Source organism: Achromobacter spanius (assembly GCF_002966795.1).
In the GTDB taxonomy this organism is placed as follows: domain Bacteria; phylum Pseudomonadota; class Gammaproteobacteria; order Burkholderiales; family Burkholderiaceae_B; genus Achromobacter; species Achromobacter spanius_D.
The window spans coordinates 2391611-2417757 of the sequence record NZ_CP023270.1 but is presented as its reverse complement, the minus strand read 5'-3'; the positions used below and the strand labels follow the sequence as shown (position 1 = coordinate 2417757).

Sequence of the window (26147 nt, the reverse complement as noted above, 5' to 3'; positions counted from 1 at the left end):
GTGTCTGCGCGATCGGAGTCCGTCCGGCCGGTATCAGCCTCAAGCGGTTTTCGGTCAGGCGCCGGGCGCCTCGTCCGGGATCCGGTCGGCTTCCCGCATCCAGACCACCGATTCCGAGTCGCTGGGCGCGCGCCAGTCGCCGCGCGGCGACAGCGAACCGCCGGAGCCGACCTTGGGCGCGTTCGGGATGCAGGTGCGCTTGAACTGGCTGGTCCGGAAGAATTTGTCCAGGAAGATCTTCAGGTTGCGTTTGATGGCGGCCAGGTCGTACTGGTTGCGGGCGACGTGCCCGGCTTCGGGCCAGGCGCCGGCCTCGCGGTCGCGCCAGGCCGTCCACGACAGGAACGCGACCTTGGTCGGCGCAAAGCCGTAGCGCAGCGTGTAGTACAGGTTGAAGTCCTGCAATTCATAGGGGCCGATGGACGCCTCGCTCTTTTGCTCGGGCTTGTCGTCCGCGCCGCCGGGCACCAGCTCGGGGCTGACGTCCGTGCCCAGCACGTCCAGCAGCACCTGCGCGCCGTCGTCGCCCAGGCGGCCGGATTCGGCCACCCAGCGCACCAGGTGCGTGATCAGCGTCTTGGGCACGCTGGCGTTGACGCTGTAGTGCGACATGTGATCGCCCACGCCGTACGTGCACCAACCCAGTGCAAGTTCGCTCAGGTCGCCCGTGCCGATGACGATGGCGTTGCTGAAGTTGGCCAGGCGGAACAGGTGATTGGTGCGCTCGCCCGCCTGCACGTTTTCGAATGTGATGTCGTAGACCGGCTCGCCGTTCGCGTAGGGATGGCCCAGGTCCTTGAGCATCTGCAGGCAGCTCGGGCGGATGTCGATCTCGGACGCCGTGCAGCCCACCACCGCCATCAGGCGGCGCGCCTGCTGCAGCGTGCGGGTGCTGGTGGCAAAACCCGGCATCGTGACGGCCAGGATGTTGGCGCGCGGCAGGTCCAGGGCGTCCATGGCCTTGGCGCAGACCAGCAGCGCGTGCGTGGAATCCAGCCCGCCCGAAATGCCGATGACCACCTTCTTCATGCCGCTGGCCGACAGCCGCTGCGCCAGCGCCTGCACCTGGATGTTGTAGACCTCCTTGCAGCGCGCGTCGCGGCGCTGGGGGTCGGCCGGCACATAGGGAAAGCGCGCCACGCGGCGTTCCAGCGGCAGTTCGGTGTCTTCCAGCGGCGGATTCACCGGCACCGCCACGCGGCGGAACTTGCGGACCTCGTCCTGATGGCGGCGCACCGACTGGCCGAAGGTGCTCTGGCGCATGCGCTCGCGCGACAGGCGTTCCAGGTCGACGTCCGAAAACACCAGGTGCGAATGATTCAGGAAGCGCTCGGATTCGGCCAGCAGCTCGCCGTTTTCGTAGATGAGCGCCTGGCCGTCCCAGGCCAGATCCGTCGAGGATTCGCCCCGCCCGGCCGACGTGTACATATAGGCCGACAGGCAGCGCGCCGATTGCTGCGACACGAGCTGGTGGCGGTATTCGGACTTGCCGACGACGATATTGGAAGCCGACAGGTTGACCAGCACCGTGGCGCCGGCCAGCGCGGCGTAGGACGACGGGGGAATCGGCACCCAGACGTCTTCGCAGATTTCAACGTGGAACTGGAACAGCGGCAGCTTTTCCATCTGGAACAGCAGCTCGGCCCCAAACGGGACCGTCTGGCCCAGCAGCTCGATCTGCGTATCGATGGCGCAATCGGCGGCGCTGAACTGACGGGCTTCGTAGAACTCGCCGTAATTGGGCAGATAGGTCTTGGGCACCACCCCGAGGATGCGTCCGCCCGCGGCAACCACCGCGCAGTTGAACAGCTGGTGGGCCACGCGCAACGGCGCGCCGACGACGATGGCGATGTCCAGGTCGGCCGTGGCCTCGACCACTTGCGCCAGCGCCGCCTCGCAGGCGTCCAGCAAGGCCTTCTGATGGAAGAGGTCGTCGCAGGTGTAGGCCGACAGGCCCAATTCAGGAAACGCCGCCAGCACCGCGCCGCCCTGGGCGGCCTGCTGCGCCAGCGCGATGGTCTGCGCGGCATTGAAGGCGGGATCGGCGACCCGGCACTCGGGCACGCCGACCGCGACCCGGGCGAAGCCGTGGGAATACAGGTTGAAGAACGGGTTCGGCATCGGGGGTTTCGCCTGGAGTTTCGCTGGGGGTTTTGCCTGGGCGCCTGGAATTCCAAGGCCCTGGAAACAACCGCCGGATTATCTCACGGCCCTCTGCCGGCCGCGCCCCGCGTGGGCGGCGGGCGCGATGACGGCGCAGGCCGGATCTTCAAACCTAGCGCGGCATCTTGCCGTCCGTCAGCCCCCGCTCGAACGGCAGGGCCGCGTCGCCGTCCAGAACAGGGCCTTGCCGGTCGCGCTCGGCGGACAGCGCCGCCTGGATGGCGCTGTCGCGCAGGTAGCTGCCCATCGCGCCGATATCCGCACCGGACGGCTGCTGGTACAGGCGCAGGCCCAGTTCCGGCAGGATCGCCAGCAGATGGTCGAAGACGTCGCCCTGGATGCGCTCGTATTCGACCCAGGCGGTCACCGCGGTAAAGCAATAGACCTCCACCGGGATGCCTTCAGACGTGGGCTCCATCATGCGCACCATCATCGCCATGTCCTGGCGGATTTCCGGATTCTGCTTCAGATACGCCAGCGCGTAGGCGCGCAGCGTGCCGATGTTGGTCAGCCGGCGCCGGTTGGCCGGCACGCTGGCCAGTTCGCCCAGCGTCTGGTTGGCCTGGACGATGTCCTGGGTCTTGGTCTGCAGGTAGTCGTGCAGCAGCCGGAACTTCATCAGGCGCTGCGGTTCGTCGTCGGCCAGAAAGCGCACGCTGGCGGCGTCGATGCGGATGGTGCGCTTGATGCGCCGGCCGCCCGACTCGAACATGTGCCGGTAGTTGCGGTAGCTTTCCGAGAACAGCTTGTAGGTCGGCACCGTGGTGACGGTGTTGTCCCAGTTCTGCACTTTGACGGTATGCAGGGCGATGTCCTTGACGAAGCCGTCGGCGTTGCATTGCGGCATCTCGATCCAGTCGCCGATGCGCAGCATGTCGTTGCTGGTGAGCTGCGTGCTGGCCACCAGCGACAGGAGCGTGTCCTTGAAGACCAGCAGCAGCACCGCCGACAGCGCGCCCAGGCCCGAGATCATCCACAGCGGTGACCGGTCGATCAGGATGGAAAGCACCAGAACGGTGCATACCGCCGCCAGGATCAGCTTGCCGATCTGGATGTAGCCCTTGATGGACCGGGTCTGCGCGCGGGTCGTGGCCGAATAGGTGTCCTGCCAGGCGCTCAGCACGCCCGAGAACGCAATGAACACGCAGATCCAGGCGCCCGCGTGCGCCAGCCGGCCCACAACAGACACCGCCCGTTCGGCGTGGGGCACCAGGTCGATGCCCACAGACACCACCGCAAACGGCACCGCGTACCAAAGGTTCTGATACGCGCGGCGGCGCTGCAGCGCCTTGTCCCAGTCGACGCGGCCGCTGGCGACCAGCAGCCGGTGGGCCAGCAAGAGGACGACGCGCGCGACGACCCACTGCACGAACAGCGCGGTCAGGATGAGCACGCCGACTCCGATCAGCGTCTGCGCCCAGATCTCCCGCGGCATGTGGGTATCAAGTTGGGTGACTAGCTCTTCCCATTCCAGGGGCATGGATCCGTACTCGCTTTTCAGGTCTTGAAACTAACCGGGGATTATCCGACAACTCGCCCCGATCGCGGGTTCCGGCCCCGCATTACAGGCGCCCAGATCGCCCGGCGCGGCGCGAGGCCCTATAATCCCGGCCATCATGGCAAAGACTCCCTCCCCCGATCAAAACCAGTTCGCCAACAAGGCGCAGGCCTGGTCCGCCCGGTTCTCCGAGCCGGTTTCCGAACTCGTCAAACGCTACACGGCGTCCGTGGATTTCGACAAGCGCCTGGCGCGCCACGACATCCAGGGCTCGCTCGCGCACGCAGACATGCTGGCCGCCCAGGGCATCATCGGCGCCCAGGATCTGGCCGACATCCAGCGCGGCATGACGCAGATCCTGTCCGAAATCGACGCCGGCTCGTTCCAGTGGCTGCTCGACCTGGAAGACGTCCATCTGAACATCGAAAAGCGCCTGGTGGAACTGGTGGGCGATGCGGGCAAGCGCCTGCACACCGGCCGTTCGCGCAACGACCAGGTCGCCACCGACATCCGCCTGTGGCTGCGTGACGAAATCGACACCCTGCAGATCCTCTTGCGCCAGTTGCGCCACGCCCTGGCGACGGTCGCGCTGGAAAACGCCGGCACCATCATGCCGGGCTTCACGCACCTGCAAGTGGCCCAGCCCGTCACCTTCGGCCATCACCTGCTCGCCTACGCCGAAATGTTCGGCCGCGACGCCGAGCGCCTGGCCGACTGCCGCCGCCGCGTGAACCGCCTGCCGCTGGGCGCCGCCGCCCTGGCCGGCACGTCGTTCCCGATCGACCGCGAACGCGTCGCCAAGACCCTGGGCTTTGAAGGCGTGTGCCGCAATTCGCTGGACGCCGTCTCCGACCGCGACTTCGCCATCGAATTCTGCGCCGCCGGCGCGCTGATCATGACGCACGTCTCGCGCCTGTCCGAAGAGCTGGTGCTCTGGATGAGCCCGCGCGTGGGCTTTATTGACCTGGCCGACCGCTTCTGCACCGGCAGCTCGATCATGCCGCAGAAAAAGAACCCCGACGTGCCTGAGCTTGCCCGCGGCAAGACCGGCCGCGTCAACGGCAACCTCGTCGCCCTGCTGACCCTGATGAAGGGCCAGCCCCTGGCCTACAACAAGGACAACCAGGAAGACAAGGAAGGCCTGTTCGACACGGCCGACACGCTGCGCGACACGCTCACGATCTTCGCGGACATGGCCGGCGGCATCAAGGTCAAGGCCGACAACATGCGCGCCGCGGCGCTGCAAGGCTTTGCCACCGCCACCGACTTGGCCGACTACCTGGTCAAGCGCGGCGTGCCCTTCCGCGACGCCCACGAAGTCGTGGCCCACGCCGTGCGCGACTGCGAACAGCGCGGCTGCGATCTGGCCGACCTGTCCACCGCGGAACTGACGGCCTACCATTCCAGCATCACCGAAGACGTGCATCAGGTGCTGACGCTGGAAGGCTCGGTCGCCGCGCGCAAGCACGTGGGCGGCACCGCCCCCGAGCGCGTGGCCGAAGAGGCCCAGCGCGTGCTGGCGGAAACGGCTGAAGGCTGATTGCCAATCCGGCTGACGGCTCGACTGCAAGGCCCCCTTTCCGGGGGCCTTGTTGTTTCTACCCCGCCAGCCAGCCGTCCAGTTCCCGCGCCAGCGCATCGAACACGCCCGCCACGCGCTTCACGCGCCGCAGATCGCCGTGCATGGCAATCCAGACGTCGACGTCAAAACCGATCTCCTGCGCCAGCACCGGCACCAGCTCCAGCGGCTTCGCAAGCTGACGCGGACATACGCCGACGCCCAGGCCGGCCTTCAGGGCGGCGAACTGCGCGACGTGGTGGTCGCAAGCAATGGCAAACGGCTGGTCGGCGTCGATCACGCCCTGCTCGGCCAGCACGCGGCGGTCGGCCAGGCGGCGATCGGGGCCGATCATCGGCATGTGCCGCAATTCGTCGCGGGTTTGCGGGAGCCCATACGCCTGGATGCAGTCCGCCGTGGCGTACAGCCCGACCCGCAGCGCGCCGGCGCGGCGCGCCACCACGTTGGCTTCGCTGGGACGCTGCAACCGGACCGCGATGTCGGCTTCCTGCCGGGGCAAGGCTTCCAGGCGGTCCTGCACGCTCAGTTCCAGCCGCACCGCGGGCAGCGTCCGGCGGATTTCCAGCAGCATCGGCGGCAGCACCTCGACGCCCAGCAATTCACTGCTGGTGATGCGCACGACACCTTCGGCCGCATCCGCCCCCTCGCCCGCCCGCCGGGTGAACGCCCGCGCCGCCGCGTCCATGGCCTCGACGTGCTCGCCCAGTTCGCGCGCCGCGTCCGTGGGCTGAAGCCCCGCCGGGGTTCGCAGAAAGAGGCTCACGCCTACACTGCTTTCCAGCTTTTCGATGCGGCGGCGGGCGGTGGCCTGCGCAATGCCCAGCATCCGGGCCGCGCCCGACAGGCTGCCGGTACGCAAGACGGCTAGAAAGACACGCTGGCTTTCCCAATCGAGAGAATCAATGCTCATACAAAATCTGCTAACGGATGGTTCATTCTGGCGGTTCCCGGCGGCCGGCATCGCGGGCATCCTGTCGCACTCTATTGAAGTTGAAGGAACCCGTTCATGTCCCTGACCGGCCAATGCCGCTGCGGCGCCGTCCGCTACTCCATCGACCCGGCCGGCAAGCCGATCGTCTACGCCTGCCATTGCCAGAACTGCCAGCGCTGGAGCGGCAGCGCCTTCGGGCTACACCTGCTGTTGCCCGAAACGGCGATGAGCATAACCGGTGCGCTCGACGAATACCGCCATGAACACGAGGGAAAGCGGTCTTGCCAGTTTCTGTGCGCGGGCTGCCACACGCGCATCTTCAACACGACCGAAGCCGCCCCCGGCATGCGGGTGCTGCGCGCCGGCACGCTGGACGAGGCGGCCGGGCTGGCGCCGGCCGCGCATATCTGGACACGCCGCAAACACGCCTGGCTGAACTTGCCGGATGATGTGCCGAGCTGGCCCGAAAGCCCGTCGCCGGAGGAGTTTGTGCGGGTGGTGATGGGAGGGTGATGGGGCAAAGGTCCGATATGATGGCGCCTTCGCCGTTCTGTCCCCCAGACCATGTCTCTCGCGCGCGCGCCGCTCAAGCCCTTTGCTCCGCTACGCATGTCCCTGGCTGTACTGGCCGCTTCCACGCTGCTGGCTAGCGTCGGTGTGTCGCCAGCCCAAGCCCAAACCGCCCGCAAGCCCTCCCCCTACGAAAACGGCCGCCCCCTGCGCCCCGACGAGGTCGAGGCGCGCAAGGCGGAGGACGCGCGGTGGGGCGGCCCGCGGTTTCTGGAGAAGATCCAGACCCGGGCCGAATTCGATCAACTGGCGCGGGTCTACAACGCCGGCACGCCGCTGGAAATTCCACATGTGCTGTTCGTGATCGACCGCCAGCGCAAGGACCGCATCTACTACCTGCACACGCCCCGCTACGGCCTGCACGAGACCTTTGCGCGCGAACGGCGTCTGCTGTCCGGCGACAAGGCCAAGCTGATCGCGCAGTACAAGGATCCCAACCGGCGCCTGCTGTTCGGCACTTTGAGCTGGCAGAACGGTCTGCCGGGCTACACCTATGAGTTCTGGGAAGGCGATCTGCTGACGCCGGAACTGCTGACCCTGACCGCGCAGCGGCTGGCGGCCACGTTCTACGAACCGCTTCGCTTCAAGAGCAACTCCACCTTGCAGGAGCAGACGGCGCAGCGCGCCGGGATGGATGTTGTCACGCAGGAGGCGCTGCTGCGCGAGCAGAAGTTCCTGCCGCTGAACACCGGGCGCGCGCAAGGCCGGCTGCGCATCGTCAAATCCGTGGACGAGACGCCTGACCTGTCGCCCACCGACATCGTGGTGCTGGACGAGGTTCCCGTCGCGCTGACGCCCGTGGCCGGTCTGGTCACGCAGCGGCCGTCCACCCTGCTGTCGCACGTGAACCTGCTGGCCAAGGGCTGGCGCATTCCCAATGCCTACGTGCGCGACGCCGACGCGGTCCTGCGCGAGCATGACGGCCAGTGGGTCGAGCTGACCGTGGAAAACAACGGCTACCGGGTTCAGCGCATCGAGCAGCCCGCCGCGGGGGCTTCTCCGTCGGCGGCGGCAACGCCAACCACCGTAACGCCGCTGCCCAAGCCCGACCTGTCGGTGCGGGCCGTCAAACCGCTGTCCGGCATGACCACGCGCGACAGCCGCTACTGCGGCGTCAAGGCGGCGAACCTGGGCGCATTGAAGGCCGTGCTGCCGCCCGCGGCCAATGTGCCGGACGGCTTTTGCATTCCGTTTGCCCAGTACGCGGCGTTCATGGACAAACTGGGCGTGCCTGCCCGCGTCGCGGCGCTGGCGCAGCGGCCCGACTTCGCGGCCGACGCCAACGTGCGGCGCGCGGAGCTAGCCAAGCTGCGTCAGGACATCATCGACGCGACGCCCGACGCCGCCCTCTCGGCCGACTGGCTCGCCCGCTGGAAAAAACAGCTGGGCGGCCGCGGCGTCTTCGTGCGCAGCTCGTCCAATTCGGAAGACCTGCCAGGCTTCAGCGGCGCGGGCCTGTACACCACCGTGCCCAATGTCACGCAGGCCGATGCGCTGGCCCGGGCCGTGCAGACGGTGTGGGCGTCGGTCTACAACTTCGAGGCTTACGAGGCGCGCCGCGCTGCGGGCTTCAACCAGGACGCGGTGGTCATGGCGGTGCTGGTGCAGCTGGCCGCGGCATCGGACAGCTCGGGCGTCATGATCACGCGCGATCCCTTCGACGCCTCGCGCCGCCATGTCACCTACCTGTCCGCCAAGCGCGGGCTGGGCATCAAGGTGGTGGAAGGAAAGCGCCAGGCCGAGCAGGTCATGTATTCCAGCTGGTCCAAGGCCGTGCAGGTGCTGAGCCGATCCGCCGAGGACACGCAGCTCGTGGCAGCCGTTGGCGGCGGCGTGCGCGAAGTGCCCATCGAGGGCGCCAGGCAGGTGCTGAACGACACGCTGGTCGCGCGCCTGGCCACCGTGGGACGGCAGGTGAAAAAGCGGCTGGGAAATGTGGATCAGGACATCGAATGGGCCGTGCAAGGCGACGAGATCCTGATCCTGCAGGCGCGGCCGTATATCGACGGCGGGCGCTGATAGTCATTGCGCGGGGCGGTAGGCAAGTGCGAAACACGCACGGCGCGGACGTTGCATCCGCGCCGTGTCCCGCCTTCAGATATGCAACGCGTGCCCCAGCGCCTTGAGCGCGGCTTCCTGCACCGCCTCGCCCAGCGTGGGATGCGCGTGGATCGTGCCCGCCACGTCTTCCAGCGTCGCGCCCATTTCCAGCGACTGACCAAACGCCGTCGACAGCTCCGACACCGCGCGCCCCACCGCCTGCCACCCAACAATCAGATGATTGTCGCGCCGGGCCACCACGCGGACAAAGCCGTCGGTGGATTCCAGCGTCATGGCGCGGCCGTTGGCGGCGAAGGGGAAGGATGCGGTCACGCAGTCCAGCCCGGCGCTTTCGGCCTCTTGCGGCGACAGGCCCGCGACCACGACCTCGGGATCGGTGAAGCACACGGCCGGGATGGACGCCGGCTGGAAGTGGCGGCGCTTGCCCGCCACCAGCTCGGCCACCATCTCGCCCTGCGCCATCGCCCGGTGCGCCAGCATGGGCTCGCCCGCGATGTCGCCGATAGCCCAGACATCGCGCATCGACGTGCGGCATTGGTCGTCGATGCGCAACGCGTTGCCCTTGCGATCGAGCTGCAGGCTTTCCAGTCCCCAGCCTTGCGTGCGCGGGCGGCGCCCCACCGAGATCAGCACGCGGTCGGCGGGCAGCAGGGTTTCAGCGCCGCTGGCGTCCTGCACGCGCACCGCGTCACCCTTGCCGTTCAGCCCCAGCACCTTGCGCCCCAGATGCAGCGCGACGCCCATCTTGCCGAGCGCGGCCGCGACGGGCTTGGTGAGTTCGGCGTCATAGGTCGGCAAAATGCGGTCCTGCGCCTCGACCACGGCGACTTCGGCGCCCAGCTTGCGGTACACGGTGCCCAGTTCCAGCCCGATGTAGCCACCGCCCACCACCACGAGCTGCTTGGGAATGCTCGTGGGCGACAGGGCTTCAGTGGACGACACCACCGTGCCGCCGAAAGGCAGCGACGGCAGCGGCGTGGGTTCGGAACCCGCCGCCAGAAGCAGGTGCTCGCACTGGATGCGGATGCGGCCGGCGTCGGGCGTTTCGACTTCGGCCGTCTTGCCGTCCAGCAGCGTGGCCCAGCCGCGCACGACTTCCACGCCGTTCTTCTTGAGCAGCGCGCCCACGCCGCCCGTCAGCTTGCCGACGATGCCGTCCTTCCAGGCCACGGTCTTGGCGATATCGATGCGCGGCGCGTCGACCGCGATGCCCAGCGCCGATTCGCCGGCGTAGTGACGCGCCTTGTCGAATTCCTCGGCCGCGTGGATCAGTGCCTTGGACGGGATGCAGCCGATATTCAGGCAGGTGCCGCCCAACTGCGCGCCCTCGACCAGGATGGTCGGCACGCCCAGCTGCCCGGCGCGGATGGCGGCCACGTAGCCGCCGGGGCCGCCGCCGATCACCAGCAATGTCGTTGTCTTTGTGATCTGGCTCATGCTTACTCCACGAAAAGCAGCGCGGGTTGTTCCAGCAGCGCGCGCACGGCCTGGATGAAGCGCGCCGCGTCCATGCCGTCCACCACGCGGTGGTCGAAGGACGAAGACAGGTTCATCAGCTTGCGCGCCACCACGGCGCCGTTGCGGAAGGCGGGGCGTTCGACGATGCGGTTCACGCCCACGATGCCGACCTCGGGGTGGTTGATCACCGGCGTGGTGACGATGCCGCCCAAGGGGCCCAGGCTGGTGATGGTGATGGTCGAGCCGGACAGCTCGTCGCGCCCGGCCGAGCCCGTGCGCACTGCCTGCGCCAGCCGCGTGATCTCGGCCGCCATGGACCAGAGATCGCGCGCCTCGGCGTGGCGCATCACCGGCACCATCAGGCCGCCGTCGCTTTGCGTGGCGATGCCGATGTGCACCGCGCCGTAGCGCGTCACGACCCCGGCCTCGTCGTCATAGCGCGCGTTGATCTGCGGAAAATCGCGCAGCGCCACCACCATCGCGCGGGCCAGAAGCGGCAGCAGCGTCAGCTTGCCGCGCGACTCGCCCCATTTGGCGTTGAGCTGCACGCGCAGGTCTTCGAGCTCGGTCACGTCGATTTCCTCGACGTAGCTGAAATGCGGGATGCGGCGCTTGGACTCGGCCATCTTCTGCGCGATCTTTCTGCGCAGGCCGATGACGGGCACGGCGTCTTCGTCATTGCGTTCGGCGTAGGCCGAGCCGGCGCGCGCGCTGATGGCCGAGCCCTGCCCTTGCAGCCACGCGTCCAGATCCTCGTGCAGGATGCGACCGGCGGGGCCGCTGCCTTGCACGTAGCGCAGTTCGACGCCCAGGTCCCACGCGCGCTTGCGCACGGCGGGCGACGCCAACGGCTTTTCGCCGGGCTGGCGGACTGCGGCGGGCGCGCCGCCGGATTGGCGCCCGGCCGGCGACTTGGCCGACGCCGGCGCGGAGGCGGATGCGGATGCAGATGCTGAAGACTTGGCAGGCGTGGAAGGTGCGGGCGTCGTTACGCCGGGCGTCGTTACGCCGGGCGTCGTTACGCCGGGCGTCGATGCGCCGGGCGTCGATACGCCGGGCGTCGCCACGCCGGAAGCCGCAGCGCCACTTTCCACCAAACTCGGGCCACCCGCACGCTGCGCCCCGTCGGCAGCAATCCCATCAGCCGCAGCCACCGCCGTCTTCGCCGCCGGCGCGGCCGCCGCAGCGCCCGCCTTCACATTCCCTTCGCCTTCGACTTCAAGCCGGATCAGCTCCCCGCCCACGGCCATCACCTGGCCCACATCACCGCCCAGCGAAATAACCTTGCCGACCACCGGCGAGGGAATCTCGACCGTGGCCTTGTCCGTCATGACGTCGGCCAGCGGCTGATCCTCGGCGACGGTGTCGCCCACCTTGACGTGCCAGCCCACCAGCTCGACCTCTGCGATGCCTTCGCCGATGTCGGGCATCTTGATGATATGAATCCCCATGTCATGCCTCCATCGCGCGTTTGAACGCTTCGCCGACCCGGCGCGGGCCGGGGAAGTACGCCCATTCCTGCGCGTGCGGATAGGGAGTGTCCCAACCGGTCACGCGCTCGACGGGCGCCTCCAGATGATGGAAGCAGTGTTCCTGCACCAGAGAAATCAGTTCCGCGCCAAAGCCGCAGGTGCGCGTGGCTTCGTGCACCACCACGCAGCGCCCGGTCTTCTTGACCGAGTTGACGATGGCGTCCAGATCCAGCGGCCAGAGGCTGCGCAGGTCGATGACTTCGGCGTCGATGCCGGTCTCTTCAGCCGCGGTCAGCGACACGTGCACGGTGGTGCCGTAGGTCAGCACCGTCAGTTCCGACCCCGGACGCACGATGGCGGCCGATTCCAGCGGCACGGTGTAGTAGCCGGTGGGCACGACGCTGCCGGGGCGGCCGGTCCACGGCGTGACGGGACGGTCATGGTGGCCGTCGAACGGGCCGTTGTAGAGGCGCTTGGGTTCCAGGAAGATCACCGGATCGTCGTTCTCGATAGCGGCGATCAAGAGCCCCTTCGCGTCATACGGATTGGATGGCATCACCGTGCGCAGCCCGCAGACCTGCGTGAACATGGCCTCGGGGCTCTGGCTGTGCGTCTGCCCGCCGTAGATGCCGCCGCCGCAGGGCATGCGGATGGTCATGGGGGCAATGAATTCGCCCACCGAGCGGTAGCGCAGGCGCGCCGCCTCGGACACAATCTGGTCCGAGGCCGGATAGAAGTAGTCGGCGAACTGGATCTCGCACACGGGGCGCAGGCCGTAGGCGCCCATGCCCACCGCCACGCCGACGATGCCGCCTTCGGAGATGGGGGTGTCGAACACGCGAGAGCTGCCGAACTTGGCCTGCAGGCCTTCGGTGCAGCGGAACACGCCGCCGAAGTACCCGACGTCCTGCCCGAACACGACGACGTTGTTGTCGCGCTCAAGCATGACATCCATGGCCGAGCGCAATGCCTGGATCATGGTCATCGGCGCCGAGGCCGGACCAGCGTTGTTATCGATTGCCATGGTCAGACTCCGAGCTGCTGACGCTGCCGGCGCAGATGCTCCGGCATGTCCTTGTACACGTCTTCAAAAATGCTGGCGGCGCTGGGGACGTGGCCGTCCACCAGGGTGCCGTAGCTCTCTGCTTCCTTCTGGGCCGCCAGGATCTCGGCGTCGAGTTCGGCGCGGACCGCGTCGTGCTCGGCGTCGGACCAGATGCCCAACAGGATGAGGTGTTTCTTGAAGCGCTCGATCGGGTCGCCAAGCGGGAAGTGGCTCCAGTCGTCGCCGGGACGGTATTTGGTGGGGTCGTCGGAGGTGGAGTGCGGACCGGCGCGGTACGTCACCCATTCGATCAGGGTCGGGCCAAGATTGCGGCGAGCGCGCTCGGCGGCCCAGATCGACGCGGAATAGACCGCCAGGAAATCGTTGCCATCCACCCGCAGCGACGCGATGCCGCAGCCCACGCCGCGGCCCGCGAAGGTTGCACCCTCGCCGCCGGCGATCGCCTGGAAGGTGGAGATGGCCCACTGGTTGTTGACCACGTTCAGGATGACGGGCGCTCGGTAAACGTGCGCGAAGGTCAACGCGGTGTGGAAGTCGGCTTCGGCGGTGGCGCCGTCGCCAATCCAGGCCGAGGCAATGCGGGTGTCGCCCTTGATGGCCGACGCCATGGCCCAGCCCACCGCCTGGATGAACTGCGTGGCCAGGTTGCCCGAAATCGTGAAGAAGCCGTTCTCGCGGTCGGAATACATGACCGGCAGTTGGCGGCCCTTGAGCGGGTCGCGCTCGTTGGACATGAGCTGGCACATCATCGTCACCAGCGACACGTCGCGCGACAGCAGGATGCTTTGCTGGCGATAGGTGGGAAAGCACATATCCCCCTTTTCCAGCGCCATGGCGTGGGCGGTGCCGATGGCCTCCTCGCCCAGGCTCTGCATGTAGAACGAAATCTTCTTCTTGCGCTGCGCGGTCAGCATGCGCCCATCGAAGATGCGCGTCTTGAGCATCGCCCGCATGCCGGCGCGCAGCAGGTCGTGGCTGATCTCCGGTGCCCAGGGCCCGACGGCGCGGCCATGCTCGTCGATGACGCGGACCAGGCTATAGGCCAGTGGACCGGTGTCGACCGCGGCAACATCAATGGGGGGTTTGGGCACCTCGCCGGGCGGCGAAAGATGCAGATAGGAGAAGTCTGTCTTGCAACCCGGTCGCCCTGTCGGCTCGGGGACGTGCAACTTCAGCGGCCCATATTGGCTCATGTATTGTCTCCACGCTTGATCGTGTCATGCGTTTTCTTCCTACCAAGGCGTTGCCAGAGGCGTGTGACCTCGGACGCTGCCGTCGACGGCTTGCGCCCGGGGATACTTGGGCAAAGCCGTTGACGAGATTAGCACAGGGGACAGGGCCGATGAGCGGGCCGCGCGGCCTCTGAAGGCCGCATTGCACTACGGGTTTTCCTGCGTTGCGGCAGGCCCGGTTGCCCGCTCCTACCAGCGGTAGCTGAGCGTCGCGTACAAGGTGCGCGGATCGCCGTAGCGGCAGCCGGTGCTGCCGGCGCAAGCCAGGTAGCCGCGGTTGAACAGGTTGCGCGCGTTCAGCACCAGCGACAGGCCGGACATCGACGGATCCAGCGCGCCAAAGTCATACGCGGCCATCGCGTCCACCAGGAACTGCCCCGGCACATTGGCGGGGTAGCCCGGCAGGTTGGTCGAACTGGCGTAGCGCACCCCTGCCCCCACGGTCAGGCCGCTCACGCCCACCGCCGTCAGGTTGTAGTCGGCCCACACCGACGCGCTGTGCAGCGGCACCAGCGCGATGCGCTGGTCCACCAGGGCCGGCGTGTTGCTGCGCGTGGTGCGCGCGTCGGTGTACGCATAGCTCGCGGTCAGGTTCAGCGCACCCAGGCGAGCCTTGGCTTCCAGTTCCAGGCCGCGCGAACGCGCCTTGCCCGTCTGCACCGAATACGTGGCATCGGCCGGATCGCTGGTCAGCGCATTGGTCTGCGTCAGGTCGTAGATGGCGGCGCTGTACAGCATGTTGCCGCCGGGCGGCTCGTAGCGCAGCCCCAGTTCGTACTGGGTGCCCTTGGTGGGCTTGAACGCATTGCCCGCGCGGTCCACGCCCACCGTGGGCGCGAACGACTGGCTGGCGCTGAGGTAAGGCGCCAGGCCGTTGTCGGCCAGATAAAGCAGACCGATGCGGCCGGTCGTGGCCGTGTCGCGCAGCCGGGTGGTGGTGCCGTTGGCGTAGCTTTTCTGGTCCGTGTCGGCCCAGTCCTGGCGCCCGCCCAGCACGACCACCCACTTGTCCTGGATCTTGATCTGATCCTGCACGTAGAGGCCCAGCGCGCTGGACCGCGTGTTGATGCCGTAGTCAGCCGCGGTGTTCAGCACCGGCACGGCGCCGTAGACCGGGTTGTAGATATCGGCCAGCGGTGCCACCGTGCCGGAATGGCGGTGGGAATCGTAGCCGCTGCGGTAGTAGTCCAGGCCAGCCAGCACGGTGTGCTGCAAGGGGCCGCCATCCAGTTTCATTTCCAGCGACGTGTCGGTGGCGATGCCGTACGAATGCTCGCTGCGGCTGACGACGCCCCGGCGCAGCGTGCGGCCATTGGCCTGCAGGGCGCCGAACGACAGGTAGTCCCACGTGCCGTCAGCGGTGAAATAGCGCGCGCTCTGGCGCAGCTTCACGCGGTCGTTGAAGGCGTGTTCGAACGCGTAGCCCACGGTGTAGGTGTCCGTGTCGTAGCGGTCGAAATCAGGCTCGCCGATGAACAGGTCGCGCGGAATCTGGCCGTTGAGCGTGTTGGCGGCAGGCATGGGCGCGGCGAATTTGGTGCGGATGCGCTGGTAGGTCGCCAGCAGGGTCAGGGACGTCGCGGCCGACGGCTGCCACGTCAATGCCGGCGCCAGATAGGTCCGGTCGTCCGGCACATGATCCACCCAGTTGTCGGCGTTGCGCGCCAGACCGGTCAACCGGTAGGTCCACGTGCCGTCATCGGTCAGCGCGCCGGCGAAGTCGCCCGACACCTGCCGGCGGTTATAGCTGCCCGTCTCCAGGTTCAGCTCGCGCAGCGTGTCGGCGGTGGGCCGCTTGCTGACGGTGTTCACCACGCCGCCGGGGCTCAATTGCCCATACAGGACGGACGACGCGCCGCGCAGCACTTCCACCCGCTCCAGGCCGTACGGTTCCTGCCCGCCGTCGTAGACGCTGGATTGCAGCTTCAGGCCATCGCGCAGTTGCCCGGAATTGCCGGCCGCCACATTGAAGCCGCGCAGCATCAGGTCATCGACCATCCGGCTGAACGCCGGCGACTGCGAGGAAACGCCTGGCGTATACCCCAGCGCGTCGGCCAGCGACGCCGCCTTGACCGCGCGGATCTGGTCGCTGGTGACCACCGACACCGATTGCGGCGTCTCGATCAGCGGCGTGTCCGTCTTCGTGCCCGACATCGCGCGCTGCGCAACGTAGCCCTCGACGTGGCCGGTGGGCGATTCCGCCGAGCCGGTCACGCGCACCGGTTCCAGCATCGTCGCGTTGGCCGGCGCGCGGCGCGCGCTCAGCGTGCCGTTGGCCGTTACCGCCAGCTCCAGCCCGCTGCCCGCCAGCGCCTGGCGCACGGCCTCTTCAGGGGTGTAATTGCCCGCCACCGCCGCAGCCGTGCGTCCCGCGACCAAGGCGGGGTCGACCGACACCGCGCGCCCGCTTTGGCGGGCGATCCGGGTCAAGGTGTCGCCCAGCGGCGCAGCCGGCAGGTCATAGCGCGTTGCCGCCGGGGTCTGGGACGGTGTCTGAGCCTGCACCGCGGGCGCGGCCAAAGCGACGATCAGCGCGGCCGTCAGCGGCGCGGCTGGATAGTGGTGAAACATGGGATCTCCTGCAAACAGTTTGGCGTTTCAGGAGGTATGTCCAGCGAGGCCGGCAAAAGCGATCATTTTTTTTCAGCGGCGTCCGCGCGCAGGTCGATGCCCACCAGCCAGCCGCCCAGCGAACTGACCTGGATGGGCAGCGTCTGGCGCAGCGATTCCAGCGTGCGGTCCGTGTCGTCCAGCGGGAAGGCGCCCAGCACGCGCAGCCGCGCGGCCTGCGGCGTGATCCTGATGACGCCTCGCCGATACGGACGCAAGGCGTCCACCACCGCGCCCAGGGGCTCGTCATGTACAACCAGCATGCCGCCCTGCCACGCGGCCGCGTCGCTCAGCCGCACATCCGGCTGGCCGAGGCCGCCCGCCCCGAAACGCACGCCCTCGCCCGCATGCAGGGTCAGGCGCTGTCCGCCCGCGCGCACCTCGACGCTGTGCTCGAGCACGCTGGCCACGCTGGTCTCGCCCTGGCGGGCCACGCCGAACACCGTGCCAAGCGCCTGGACCTCGCCGTCGGCGCTGACCACCATGAAAGGCCGGCTGGCGTCGGCCGCCACGCGCACGAGCACTGCGCCGCTGCGCAAGCGAACCCGGCGCGCCTCGGCAGAGAAATCCAGATCCACCGCGGATCGCGCATTCAAGGTCAATTCGCTGCCATCGGGCAAGGTGTAGACGCGGCGCTCGGCCGTGCCCGTGCGAAGGTCGGCGGTCAGGGTGCGCAACGGCGTCTGGCGGTCTGCAAGCGCCGCCAGCCCGCCGGCGGCGAGCGCCAGCATCAGCATGTTGCGCAAGGCGCGGCGCCGGGCCGGCGGCTCCTGCAGCACCGCCCCGGCGGCGCGCCGCTGCCCGCCCTGGCCCAGGGCGTCAAAAGACCCCTTGACCGCGGTGTTCACCGTCTCCCACGCCGCGGCATGGCGCGGATCGGACTGGCGCCAGCTTTCAAACCGCACCCGGTCCGCCGCGGCAACGCTGCCGGAGGACAGCAGCACCATCCAGTCCACGGCCGATTCCAGTTCGGCCGGCAGTGCCGGCGCCGTCATGGCGCAAGCCGGGCGGCCACGCACAGCGTGATGGCCTGCTTCATGTAGCGCCGCACGGTGATCACGGACACGCCGATGCGTGCGGCGATCTCGGCGTAGCCCAGCTCGTCAATCTGGCTGTAGAGAAAAGCCTGGCGCGCTCGGCGCGGCAGGCGGTGCAGCACGCGGTCGATGTGCATCAGGGCCTCGACGACAAGCGCGCGGCTTTCTTCGCTGGGCGCGCTGGCCTGCGGCAGCGCCTGCAGGCTGTCGAGATAGGCGCGTTCCAGGTCGCGGCGACGCCAGAACGTAAAAAGCGCGCGCTGCGCCAGGGTGGTCAGGAACGCCCGCGGCTCGCGAATCGCTTCGGCGTGGCGGCCCGACAGGATCCGCACGAAGGTATCGTGCGCGAGATCGGCGGCGTCGTGGCGGCAACCCAATCTGCGCCGCAACCACTCCTGCAGCCAGGAGTGATGGGCTTCATACAGCTCGGCAGCGGCGTGCTCCGTGGGCTGCGCGGATGAGGACATAACGATGCGCCAAGCTAATTAACAATAAGAATTATTGTCATTTATTGCCTGGCGCGCAAGCGCGGCCGGCGACCGCGCTGTCCGGCTTAAACGGCGCCGGTCCACTCCGTGACGAACTCACGGTAGTCCGGACGCTTGGCGGGCGGCACCGCGCACGCAGGCGTGCCGATGGCCAAAAAGCCCAGGAAGCGGTAATCCAGCGCGTCCAGTCCCAGCGCGTCCTGGACCTCTTCAACGTAGGTGCCCAGGCCGGTGCTCCAGAACGCGGCGTAGCCCAGCATGTGGACGGCGTTCAGGATGTTCATCACCGAGCAGCCGGCGGCCAGCAGCTGTTCCTGTTCGGGGATCTTGGTGTTGTCATGGGCGATCTTCTGGGCCACGGCGATGAACAGCGGCACGCTGGCCATCCATTCGCGCACCGACTTTTCCTTTTCGGGCGTCATGCGCGGATCGCCGCTGCGCTTGACGGCGTCCAGCGCCGTGTCCGCCAGCTTGCCGATGGCCTCGCCCTGAATCACGACATAGCGCCACGGACGCAGCGCGCCATGATCGGGGGCCGACATGGCGGCCTGCAGGATCTGTTCGAGTTCGTCGGGTTTGGGCGCCGGCGCCCGCAGGAGCTTGAAGGAGCGGCGCGAGGTCAGGGCGTGGAGCGGCGTGGCGGTCTGGTTTACGGTCATTGATCGATGCGCAAATGGGAAAGAAACAGATTCTCATAGTACGCGATGACGTCTGACCGGTCGCTGATCCCCCGGACTGCAACAAGGGCATCCGGGCGGCGCGCTCAGCCCAGGTGGGTGTGCCGCTCTTGCCGCTCTTCGACCTGCATTTCGCTCAGTCCGTGCAGGATGCCGCAATCGTCCGAGTCGGGCCGCGCCGACAGGCAGCGCTGGCGCAGCTCGGTCAATTGGCCCTTTAGCTGCATCAATTCGGCGATGCGCTCGTCGACGTGGGAGATGTGCTCGTCAAAGAGCTGGTTGATGGGGCCGCAACCGGTGCGATGGTTATCGGCCACGGACAGGATGGCGCGGATCTCGTCCTGCGTCATGTCCAGTGCGCGGCAGTTGCGGATGAGGCGCAGGCGCTCCAGGTGCATCTGGCCGTAGGTGCGGTAATTGTTCAGCCCACGCTCCGGGGCGGGCAGCAGCCCCTCTTTCTCGTAATACCTGACGGTTTCGACCGTGGTGCCGGCCGCCGTGGCCAATTCGCCGATACGCATCGCTGCCTCCCGGATCAGATCCGATGATTAGGGGTTGACCCTATAGTAACTCCAAGGTGTGGAATTGCGTCATCAGCTTATTTGAAGGGTCAAGCGGATGTCTTTACCTCCGGTCAAACAACGCGAACATCAATCGGGCGGGCACGGCGGCGCCTGCTGCGGTGGCGGGCACGCGCCTGCGCAGACCGCGCCGGGCAAGGATCACGGCCACAACCATCACGACCACGGGCACGCCGCCGACAGTTGCTGCGCGCCGGCTGCCGCGGCCCCGGCGGCCAAGGACGCCGCCTGCTGCGGCCACGATCACGGCGAAGCCATCCTGCAGCCAACCGCCGGCGCCGCCGCCACGACGCTCACCGCCGGCCCCGGCCAGTTGCTGGCGCGCCTGCGCATCGGCCAGATGGACTGCCCCACCGAGGAAACGCTGATCCGCAAGAAGCTGGACGGGGTGGACGGCGTGCACGCGCTGGACTTCAACCTGATGCAGCGCATTCTGACCGTCGTCCACGCCGAGGGCGCGCTGGACCGCATCGTCGCGGCCATCAAGTCGCTGGACATGACGCCCGAGCCCCTGGCCGACGGCGCGGCGGCAGCCCCCGCCCCCGCCGCCAAAAAGGTGAACTGGTGGCTGATCGGCGGCGCGGGCGTGCTGGCTGCGCTGTCCGAGTTCTCGCATTTTGCCGGCGGCCCGCTGCTCGTGACCGCCGCGCTGGCCGTGGCCGCCATCCTGGCCTGCGGCATCACCACCTACCGCAAGGGCTGGATCGCCGTGCGCAACGGCAACCTGAACATCAACGCGCTGATGAGCATCGCCGTCACCGGCGCCGTGCTGATCGGCCAGTGGCCCGAAGCCGCCATGGTGATGTTCCTCTTCAACGTGGCCGAACTGATCGAAGCCCGCTCGCTGGACCGGGCGCGCAACGCCGTGCGTGGCCTGCTGGACCTGGCGCCCGACACCGCCACGTTGCGCCAGCCGGACGGCAGCTGGGTGGAAGTGCCCGCCGCGTCGCTGCAGCCGGGCGGCATCGTGCGCGTGCGGCCGGGCGAGCGCATCGCCGCCGACGGTATCGTGGTGAACGGCACGTCGGCCGTGGACCAGTCGCCCATCACGGGCGAAAGCCTGCCTGTCGAAAAGGCCCAGGACGATCCGGTGTTCGCGGCCACCGTCAACACCTCCGGTTCCTTTGAATACCGCGTGACCGCGGCCGCCGGCAACACCACGCTGGCGCGCATCATCCACGCGGTGGAACAGGCGCAGGGCGCGCGCGCCCCCACGCAGCGCTTCATCGACCGGTTCTCGCGCATCTACACGCCGGCCGTCGTGGCCATCGCGGCCGCCGTGGCCGTGCTGCCGCCGCTGCTGTGGGGCCAGCCGTGGTTCGATGCCATCTACCGCGCCCTGGCGCTCTTGATCATTGCCTGCCCGTGCGCGCTGGTGATTTCCACGCCCGTCAGCATCGTCAGCGGCCTGACCGCCGCCTCGCGCCGCGGCATCCTCATCAAGGGCGGTGTCTATCTTGAAGAAGGGCGCAACCTGAAATGGCTGGCGCTGGACAAGACCGGCACGCTGACGCACGGCAAGCCGGAGCAGACCGACCTGCAGGACTGGGACGCGCCCGAGCCCAGCCCCCACCCCGCCGCCCTGATCGCCGCCAGCCTGGCAGCCCGGTCCGACCACCCTGTGTCGCTCGCCGTGGCCAACGCCGCGCGCGAGGCCGGCAGCGCGCTGCTGGAGGTCGACGCCTTCACCGCCCTGCCCGGCCGCGGCGTCAGCGGTCAGGTAAGTGGCCAGACGTATCACCTGGGCAACCGCCGCCTGATGCGCGAACTGGGCGTGTCCAGCAGCGCGCTCGACGCCCGCTTCGACGAACTGGAAAGTCAGGGCAAAAGCGTCATCGCGCTGTCCGACGGCAGCCGCGTGCTGGCGCTGGCGGCCGTGGCCGACACGGTCAAGCCCACCAGCGCCCAGGCCATCGCCGACCTGCACGGACTGGGCGTGCGCACCCTCATGCTGACGGGCGACAACACGCCGACCGCGCAGGCCATCGCGCGTCAGGTCGGCATCGACGAGGCGCGCGGCGACCAGTTGCCCGAGGACAAGCTGACCGCCATCGAAGGCAAGCTCGCGCCGGACGTGCGGGTCGGCATGGTGGGCGACGGCATCAACGACGCGCCCGCGCTGGCCCGCGCCGACATCGGCTTTGCGATGGGCGCGGCCGGCACCGGGACCGCCATCGAGACCGCCGACGTGGCGCTGATGGACGACGACCTGCGCAAGATCGGCACCTTCCTGCGCCTGTCGCGCGCCACGCATCGCGTGCTGGTGCAGAACATCGCGCTGGCGCTGGGAATCAAGGTGGTGTTCCTGGCGCTCGCCGTGACGGGCCACGCGACGCTGTGGATGGCCGTGTTTGCCGATGTGGGCGCGAGCCTCCTGGTGGTGGCCAACGGCCTGCGGCTGCTGCGCGCCGCGCCAGCAAACCGCTGATCGGAACGGCGAGCGGCGCCGATCCGGCGCCGCCCCCCGCCGCAGTCCCTGCCGCGATTGCCCGTATGATGGCGAAAAACAGAGCCGCCCCGCGCGCCATCAAGGAGACTCCCGCTTGTCCGCAGGTTCGCATTCGCCCATCCCGGAAACGTTTCCCACCTTTGAATCGTCGGATTTCTCGGGAGAGGGATCCTTCTATTTCGACCTCGTGCGCCTGCAGGACCACGACGACATTCCGCGCGGCTTTCTGCACCGGCACCGCTATTACCACCTGCTGTGGATGACCGAGGCGCAGGGCACGCACCTGCTGGACTTCGAGCAGCACGCGGTGCGCGACCACTCGGTCTTCTTCCTGTCCCCGGGCCAGATCCACGCATGGACGTCGTCGGTGAAACCCAGCGGCTACGTCATGAACATCAGCACCGAGTTCTTCGCGCAGATGTTCCCGCGCGCGGACGACATCGCAAAATTTCCGTTCTTTCACCTGGCGGGCGGACCGCCCGTCATTTACCTGACGCGCGAGCAGCACGACGCCATGCTGCCGCTGCTGGCCGAGATTGAACGCGAAACGCGCGATCGCCAGACGGGGCGCTTTGACGTGGTGCGGTCGTACCTGCTGATCCTGCTGACCCAGCTTCGCCGCCTGTATCCGGCCGACGACCGCGAGACCGCCGCCGGCCCCAGCTATTCGCTGGCCAAGCGCTTCACCCTGCTGATCGAAGAGCATTACCTGGACTACTCGGCCATCCGCCAGTACGCCGACGCCTTGTGCGTCAGCGAACGCCAACTCAACGACGCGGTAAAGCGCAGCGTGGGACGCACCGCCAGCCAGCTGGTGCAGGAGCGCATTGCGCTGGAGGCCAAGCGGCTGCTGTGCAACACGGACCTGAGCATCGCCGAGATCGGATTTCAGCTGAACATTGAGGATCCGGCGTATTTCACGCGCTTTTTCAAGAAGCACACGGGCTGCACGCCCGGCGATTTCCGTAAGAAGTATTACCGCCCCATCGAATGACGGCACGGCCGGATGGCGGCCGTATTGAACCACCGCCACGTCGCCCGCCCCGCAAAAAAGTGCAAAACAAGCTCTGATCTGTCCTAACGCGCCCTGACCCGGGCTGCGTAAAGTTCATCCGGACTCAACCCGCCGCGCTGCGGCCAGATTGAAACTGCGATGAATGACACTTCGACATTGATGACGGGCGGCCAGCATGTGGTGCGGGCCTTGTTGGAACACGGCGTGGACACCGTATTCGGCGTGCCCGGCGAGAGCTACCTGGACGTACTGGACGCGCTGTATGCGCACCGCGAGCAGATCCGGCTGGTGTCCTGCCGGCATGAAGGCGCGGCGGCATTCATGGCCGAGGCGCACGGCAAGCTGACCGGCCGGCCCGGCATCTGCATGGTGACGCGCGGCCCCGGCGCCACCAATGCCAGCATCGGCGTGCAGACCGCGTTCCAGGATTCCACCCCGATGATCGTGCTGGTGGGCCAGGTCGGCAACGACATGGTCGAGCGCGAGGCCTTCCAGGAAATCGACTACCGCCGCATGTTCGGCCAGTTCACGAAGTGGGTGGCGCAGATCGACAGCGCCGCGCGCGTCACCGAATACCTGAACCGCGCGTTTTCCGTTGCCACGTCCGGCCGGCCCGGCCCCGTGGTGCTGGCGCTGCCCGAGGACATGCTGACGGACGTGGCCCCGGCCCTGCCCTGCGGCACGATCCAGGTGCCGCAGGCCTACCCCGCGCCCGACGCCCTGGCCAGCATGCGCACGCTGCTGGCGGGCGCGCAGCGTCCCCTGCTGATCGCCGGCGGTTCCGGCTGGACCGACACGGGGCTGGCAAGCCTGACCCGTTTTGCCGAAATGAACGGCCTGCCCGTCGCGTGCTCGTTCCGCCGCCAGGACCTTTTTGACAACCACCACGCGCAGTACGTCGGCGAAGTCGGCATCGGCGTGAACCCGGAACTGGCCGAGGCCGTGCGCCAGGCCGACGTCATCCTGGCCGTGGGCGCGCGGCTGGGCGAGATGGTGACGGGCGGCTATACCCTGCTGCAATCGCCGGTGCCCAGCCAGACGCTGATCCACGTGCTGACCAGCCCGGAAGAGCTGGGCCGCGTGTATCAGCCCAAGCTGAAGATTCAATCGGGCATGGACGCTTTTGCGACGTCGGCCGCGGCGTTGGCGCCTGTGGATGCGTCGCCGTGGCGCGACTGGACGCAACGGCTGCGCGGCAACTACCTGCGCTACACCGAACCGCCCGCCGCACGCGGAGACATGGACCCGGCGCGCGTCATTGCCACGCTGCGCGACCAGCTCGATTCGCGCGCCATCCTGACCAACGGCGCGGGCAACTACAGCGCCTGGGCGCATCGTTACTACCGCTTCAGCCACCCACGCACGCAATTGGCGCCCACCAGCGGCGCCATGGGTTACGGCGTGCCCGCGGCCATCGCGGCCAAGCTGCGCCACCCCGAGCGTCAGGTGATCTGCCTGGCGGGCGACGGCTGCTTCCTGATGACGTCGCAGGAACTGGCCACCGTCAAGCAGCACAAGCTGGGCATCGTCTTCATCGTGTTCAACAACGGCATGTACGGCACGATCCGCATGCACCAGGAGGTGCACTACCCCGGCCGCACCATCGGCACGGACCTGTGCAACCCGGATTTCGTGGCCTACGCCCAATCGTTTGGCGTGGCGGCCGAACGCGTGGACACGCATGAAGCGTTCGGACCCGCGCTGGCGCGTGCGCTGGACAGCGGTTCCCCCTATCTGATCGAACTCAGTCTGGACCCCGAGGTGATCACGCCCCGGGCCACTTTGACGAGCCTGCGCGAAAAGGCGCGCACCGCCGGCGCCTGACATAACAGGCTCGGCGTTCACATAAAAAAATCCAACACTGGAGAGAGACATGTCCACAACCCTGACCCCGCGCCGCCTGGCCGCCGCCTTCCTGATGACCGCCGCCTCGCTGGGCGCGGCCGCCTCGGCCACCGCCGCTGATTTCCCCGAGCGCCCCTTGCGCATCATCGTGCCGTTCGCGGCTGGCGGCGCCACCGACGTGATCGCGCGCACCGTGGCGCAGTCCATGTCCACCCGGCTGGGCCAACCCGTCGTGGTGGAAAACAAGGCCGGCGCCAACGGCAACATCGGCGCCGTCATGGCGGCGCGTTCCGAAGCCGACGGCTACACGCTGCTGATGGCCACGTCCAGCCACGCCATCAACGCCTCGCTCTATCACAAGCTGGACTACAACCTGACGCGCGACTTCGCCGGCCTGTCGAACCTGGCCTCGGTGCCGCTGGTGCTGGTGGTGAACCCGTCGGTGCCGGCCAAGACGCCGCAGGAACTGGCGGACTACGCCAAGGCCAACGGCAACCGCGTGAACTACGCGTCCGGCGGCACCGGCACGGCCTCGCACCTGGCGGGCGCGCAATTCAATTCGCTGGCCGGCGCGCAGATGACGCACGTGCCGTACAAGGGCGGCGCACAGGCGCTCAACGACCTCATGGGCGGACAGGTCCAGATCATGTTCGCCAATCTGCCCGAGGTGTTGTCGCAAGTGCAGGCGGGCCGCCTCACCCCCATCGCCGTCACCGGCACGCAGCGCCACGCCGCCCTGCCCAACGTGCCGGCGTTTTCCGAAACGGCCTACACCGCCATGAACGCGCGTTCGTGGTTCGGCCTGTTCGTGCCGGCCGCCACGCCCGCGCCCGTGGTGGAAAAGCTGTCCAAGGCCATCACCGACGGCATCGCCGACCCGGCCGTGCAGGACAAGCTCAAGGGCCTGGGCGCCGACCCCGTGGGCGACGGCCACACCGCCTTCCAGAAATACGTCAACACGGAAGTGGAACGCTGGAGCGTGCTGGTCAAACAGTCCGGCGCCACCGCCGACTGACACCCGTTTTTTTGCAACCGACATCAAGGATTCATCATGCTTTACGACGTACGTACCTACACCTGCCGCGCCGGCACCATCAAGAAGCACCTGGCGCTGTATGCCGAGCACGGCTACGAGGTGCAGAGCCGCCATCTGGGCAAGCCGCTCGCCTATATGCAGACCGAGACGGGCAACGTCAATTCCTACATGCACATCTGGGTCTATGACAGCGCCGCCGACCGCGAAGCCAAGCGCCAGGCGCTGCAGAAGGATCCGGCCTGGGCGACCTATCTGACCAAAAGCGCCGAGGCCGGCTACCTGATCAGCCAGGAAAACCGCCTGATGACGCCGACGGCGTTCTTCAAGCCCTGAAGTAAAACGCCGCCCCGCGCGTGAAGCGTGGGGCGGCGCGATGGTT

General features: G+C 67.8%; 21 protein-coding genes and 1 pseudogene. 9 read left to right on the top strand and 13 right to left on the bottom strand.

Features of this window, described 5'->3' with window-relative positions:
- Positions 1-54 precede the first annotated feature (54 nt).
- On the bottom strand, positions 55-2121 hold the full coding sequence (locus CLM73_RS10780) for an NAD(+) synthase (RefSeq protein ID WP_105238427.1): 2067 nt from the start codon (positions 2119-2121) through the stop codon (positions 55-57).
- 154 nt (positions 2122-2275) lie between these two features.
- Positions 2276-3643, bottom strand: a complete 1368-nt coding sequence (locus tag CLM73_RS10775) for a mechanosensitive ion channel family protein (RefSeq protein WP_105238426.1) — start codon at positions 3641-3643, stop codon at positions 2276-2278.
- Between the two features lie 136 nt (positions 3644-3779).
- Between CLM73_RS10775 and argH the strand changes: the two genes are divergently transcribed.
- Positions 3780-5201 carry an argininosuccinate lyase gene (gene argH / locus CLM73_RS10770; protein WP_105238425.1) on the top strand — a complete coding sequence of 474 codons (1422 nt, stop codon included), beginning with the start codon at positions 3780-3782 and terminating at the stop codon, positions 5199-5201.
- Positions 5202-5259: 58 nt separating this feature from the next.
- Here argH and CLM73_RS10765 read toward each other — a convergent pair whose 3' ends face one another.
- Positions 5260-6150, bottom strand: coding sequence for a LysR family transcriptional regulator (locus CLM73_RS10765; protein ID WP_199778280.1), 891 nt, complete (start codon positions 6148-6150; stop codon positions 5260-5262).
- A 96-nt stretch (positions 6151-6246) separates the two neighbouring features.
- On the opposite strand from CLM73_RS10765, the gene CLM73_RS10760 reads away from it, so the two are divergent.
- Complete coding sequence (locus tag CLM73_RS10760; protein WP_105238424.1) at positions 6247-6684, top strand: GFA family protein; 438 nt, start codon at positions 6247-6249, stop codon at positions 6682-6684.
- A gap of 51 nt (positions 6685-6735) precedes the next feature.
- Positions 6736-8760: a PEP/pyruvate-binding domain-containing protein gene (locus tag CLM73_RS10755; protein WP_105238423.1), complete on the top strand. Its 2025-nt coding sequence runs from the start codon at positions 6736-6738 to the stop codon at positions 8758-8760.
- Positions 8761-8835: 75 nt separating this feature from the next.
- Here the strand turns inward: CLM73_RS10755 and lpdA are convergent, their stop codons facing one another.
- Both lpdA and CLM73_RS10745 read right to left on the bottom strand, forming a co-directional pair.
- The gene (gene lpdA / locus CLM73_RS10750) at positions 8836-10239 is read right to left on the bottom strand and encodes a dihydrolipoyl dehydrogenase (RefSeq protein ID WP_105238422.1); all 1404 of its coding nucleotides are present in this window, start codon (positions 10237-10239) and stop codon (positions 8836-8838) included.
- A gap of 2 nt (positions 10240-10241) precedes the next feature.
- Positions 10242-11327 carry a 2-oxo acid dehydrogenase subunit E2 gene (locus tag CLM73_RS10745; RefSeq protein ID WP_418904949.1) on the bottom strand — a complete coding sequence of 362 codons (1086 nt, stop codon included), beginning with the start codon at positions 11325-11327 and terminating at the stop codon, positions 10242-10244.
- Between CLM73_RS10745 and CLM73_RS29400 the strand changes: the two genes are divergently transcribed.
- On the top strand, positions 11210-11542 hold the full coding sequence (locus CLM73_RS29400; protein ID WP_418904948.1) for a pentapeptide repeat-containing protein: 333 nt from the start codon (positions 11210-11212) through the stop codon (positions 11540-11542). The genes CLM73_RS10745 and CLM73_RS29400 overlap by 118 nt on opposite strands.
- On the opposite strand, the pseudogene CLM73_RS29395 reads toward CLM73_RS29400, so the two are convergent.
- The 8 genes and pseudogenes from CLM73_RS29395 to cadR all read right to left on the bottom strand — a co-directional run.
- Positions 11541-11690 (bottom strand): annotated as a pseudogene (locus CLM73_RS29395) (biotin/lipoyl-containing protein); the annotation flags it as partial. The gene CLM73_RS29400 and the pseudogene CLM73_RS29395 overlap by 2 nt on opposite strands.
- Before the next feature lie 22 nt (positions 11691-11712).
- Positions 11713-12756 carry an alpha-ketoacid dehydrogenase subunit beta gene (locus CLM73_RS10740; RefSeq protein WP_105238420.1) on the bottom strand — a complete coding sequence of 348 codons (1044 nt, stop codon included), beginning with the start codon at positions 12754-12756 and terminating at the stop codon, positions 11713-11715.
- Positions 12757-12758: 2 nt separating this feature from the next.
- Positions 12759-13991, bottom strand: a complete 1233-nt coding sequence (locus CLM73_RS10735) for a 3-methyl-2-oxobutanoate dehydrogenase (2-methylpropanoyl-transferring) subunit alpha (protein WP_105238419.1) — start codon at positions 13989-13991, stop codon at positions 12759-12761.
- 228 nt (positions 13992-14219) lie between these two features.
- Positions 14220-16601 (bottom strand): TonB-dependent siderophore receptor, encoded by a 2382-nt coding sequence (locus CLM73_RS10730; protein WP_105238418.1) that lies wholly within the window; start codon positions 16599-16601, stop codon positions 14220-14222.
- Between the two features lie 62 nt (positions 16602-16663).
- The gene (locus CLM73_RS10725) at positions 16664-17635 is read right to left on the bottom strand and encodes a FecR family protein (RefSeq protein ID WP_105238417.1); all 972 of its coding nucleotides are present in this window, start codon (positions 17633-17635) and stop codon (positions 16664-16666) included.
- Positions 17632-18144 carry a sigma-70 family RNA polymerase sigma factor gene (locus CLM73_RS10720; protein WP_105238416.1) on the bottom strand — a complete coding sequence of 171 codons (513 nt, stop codon included), beginning with the start codon at positions 18142-18144 and terminating at the stop codon, positions 17632-17634. The genes CLM73_RS10725 and CLM73_RS10720 overlap by 4 nt, the downstream gene beginning before the upstream one ends.
- An 86-nt stretch (positions 18145-18230) precedes the next feature.
- The gene (locus tag CLM73_RS10715; RefSeq protein WP_105238415.1) at positions 18231-18824 is read right to left on the bottom strand and encodes a nitroreductase family protein; all 594 of its coding nucleotides are present in this window, start codon (positions 18822-18824) and stop codon (positions 18231-18233) included.
- A 104-nt stretch (positions 18825-18928) separates the two neighbouring features.
- Positions 18929-19363 carry a Cd(II)/Pb(II)-responsive transcriptional regulator gene (gene cadR / locus CLM73_RS10710; RefSeq protein ID WP_105238414.1) on the bottom strand — a complete coding sequence of 145 codons (435 nt, stop codon included), beginning with the start codon at positions 19361-19363 and terminating at the stop codon, positions 18929-18931.
- Between the two features lie 97 nt (positions 19364-19460).
- Between cadR and CLM73_RS10705 the strand changes: the two genes are divergently transcribed.
- The 5 genes from CLM73_RS10705 to CLM73_RS10685 all read left to right on the top strand — a co-directional run bounded on the left by CLM73_RS10705 (position 19461) and on the right by CLM73_RS10685 (position 26101).
- A complete protein-coding gene (locus tag CLM73_RS10705) occupies positions 19461-21851 on the top strand; it encodes a heavy metal translocating P-type ATPase (protein WP_418904933.1) in 2391 nt (796 codons plus the stop codon).
- Between the two features lie 115 nt (positions 21852-21966).
- Entirely contained in the window at positions 21967-22866 is a 900-nt protein-coding gene (locus tag CLM73_RS10700) for a helix-turn-helix domain-containing protein (protein WP_105238413.1), read from the top strand.
- Positions 22867-23025: 159 nt separating this feature from the next.
- On the top strand, positions 23026-24711 hold the full coding sequence (locus CLM73_RS10695; RefSeq protein ID WP_105238412.1) for a thiamine pyrophosphate-binding protein: 1686 nt from the start codon (positions 23026-23028) through the stop codon (positions 24709-24711).
- A 49-nt stretch (positions 24712-24760) separates the two neighbouring features.
- The gene (locus CLM73_RS10690; protein ID WP_105238411.1) at positions 24761-25747 is read left to right on the top strand and encodes a tripartite tricarboxylate transporter substrate binding protein; all 987 of its coding nucleotides are present in this window, start codon (positions 24761-24763) and stop codon (positions 25745-25747) included.
- A gap of 36 nt (positions 25748-25783) precedes the next feature.
- Positions 25784-26101, top strand: coding sequence for an NIPSNAP family protein (locus CLM73_RS10685; RefSeq protein WP_105238410.1), 318 nt, complete (start codon positions 25784-25786; stop codon positions 26099-26101).
- Positions 26102-26147: the final 46 nt, after the last annotated feature.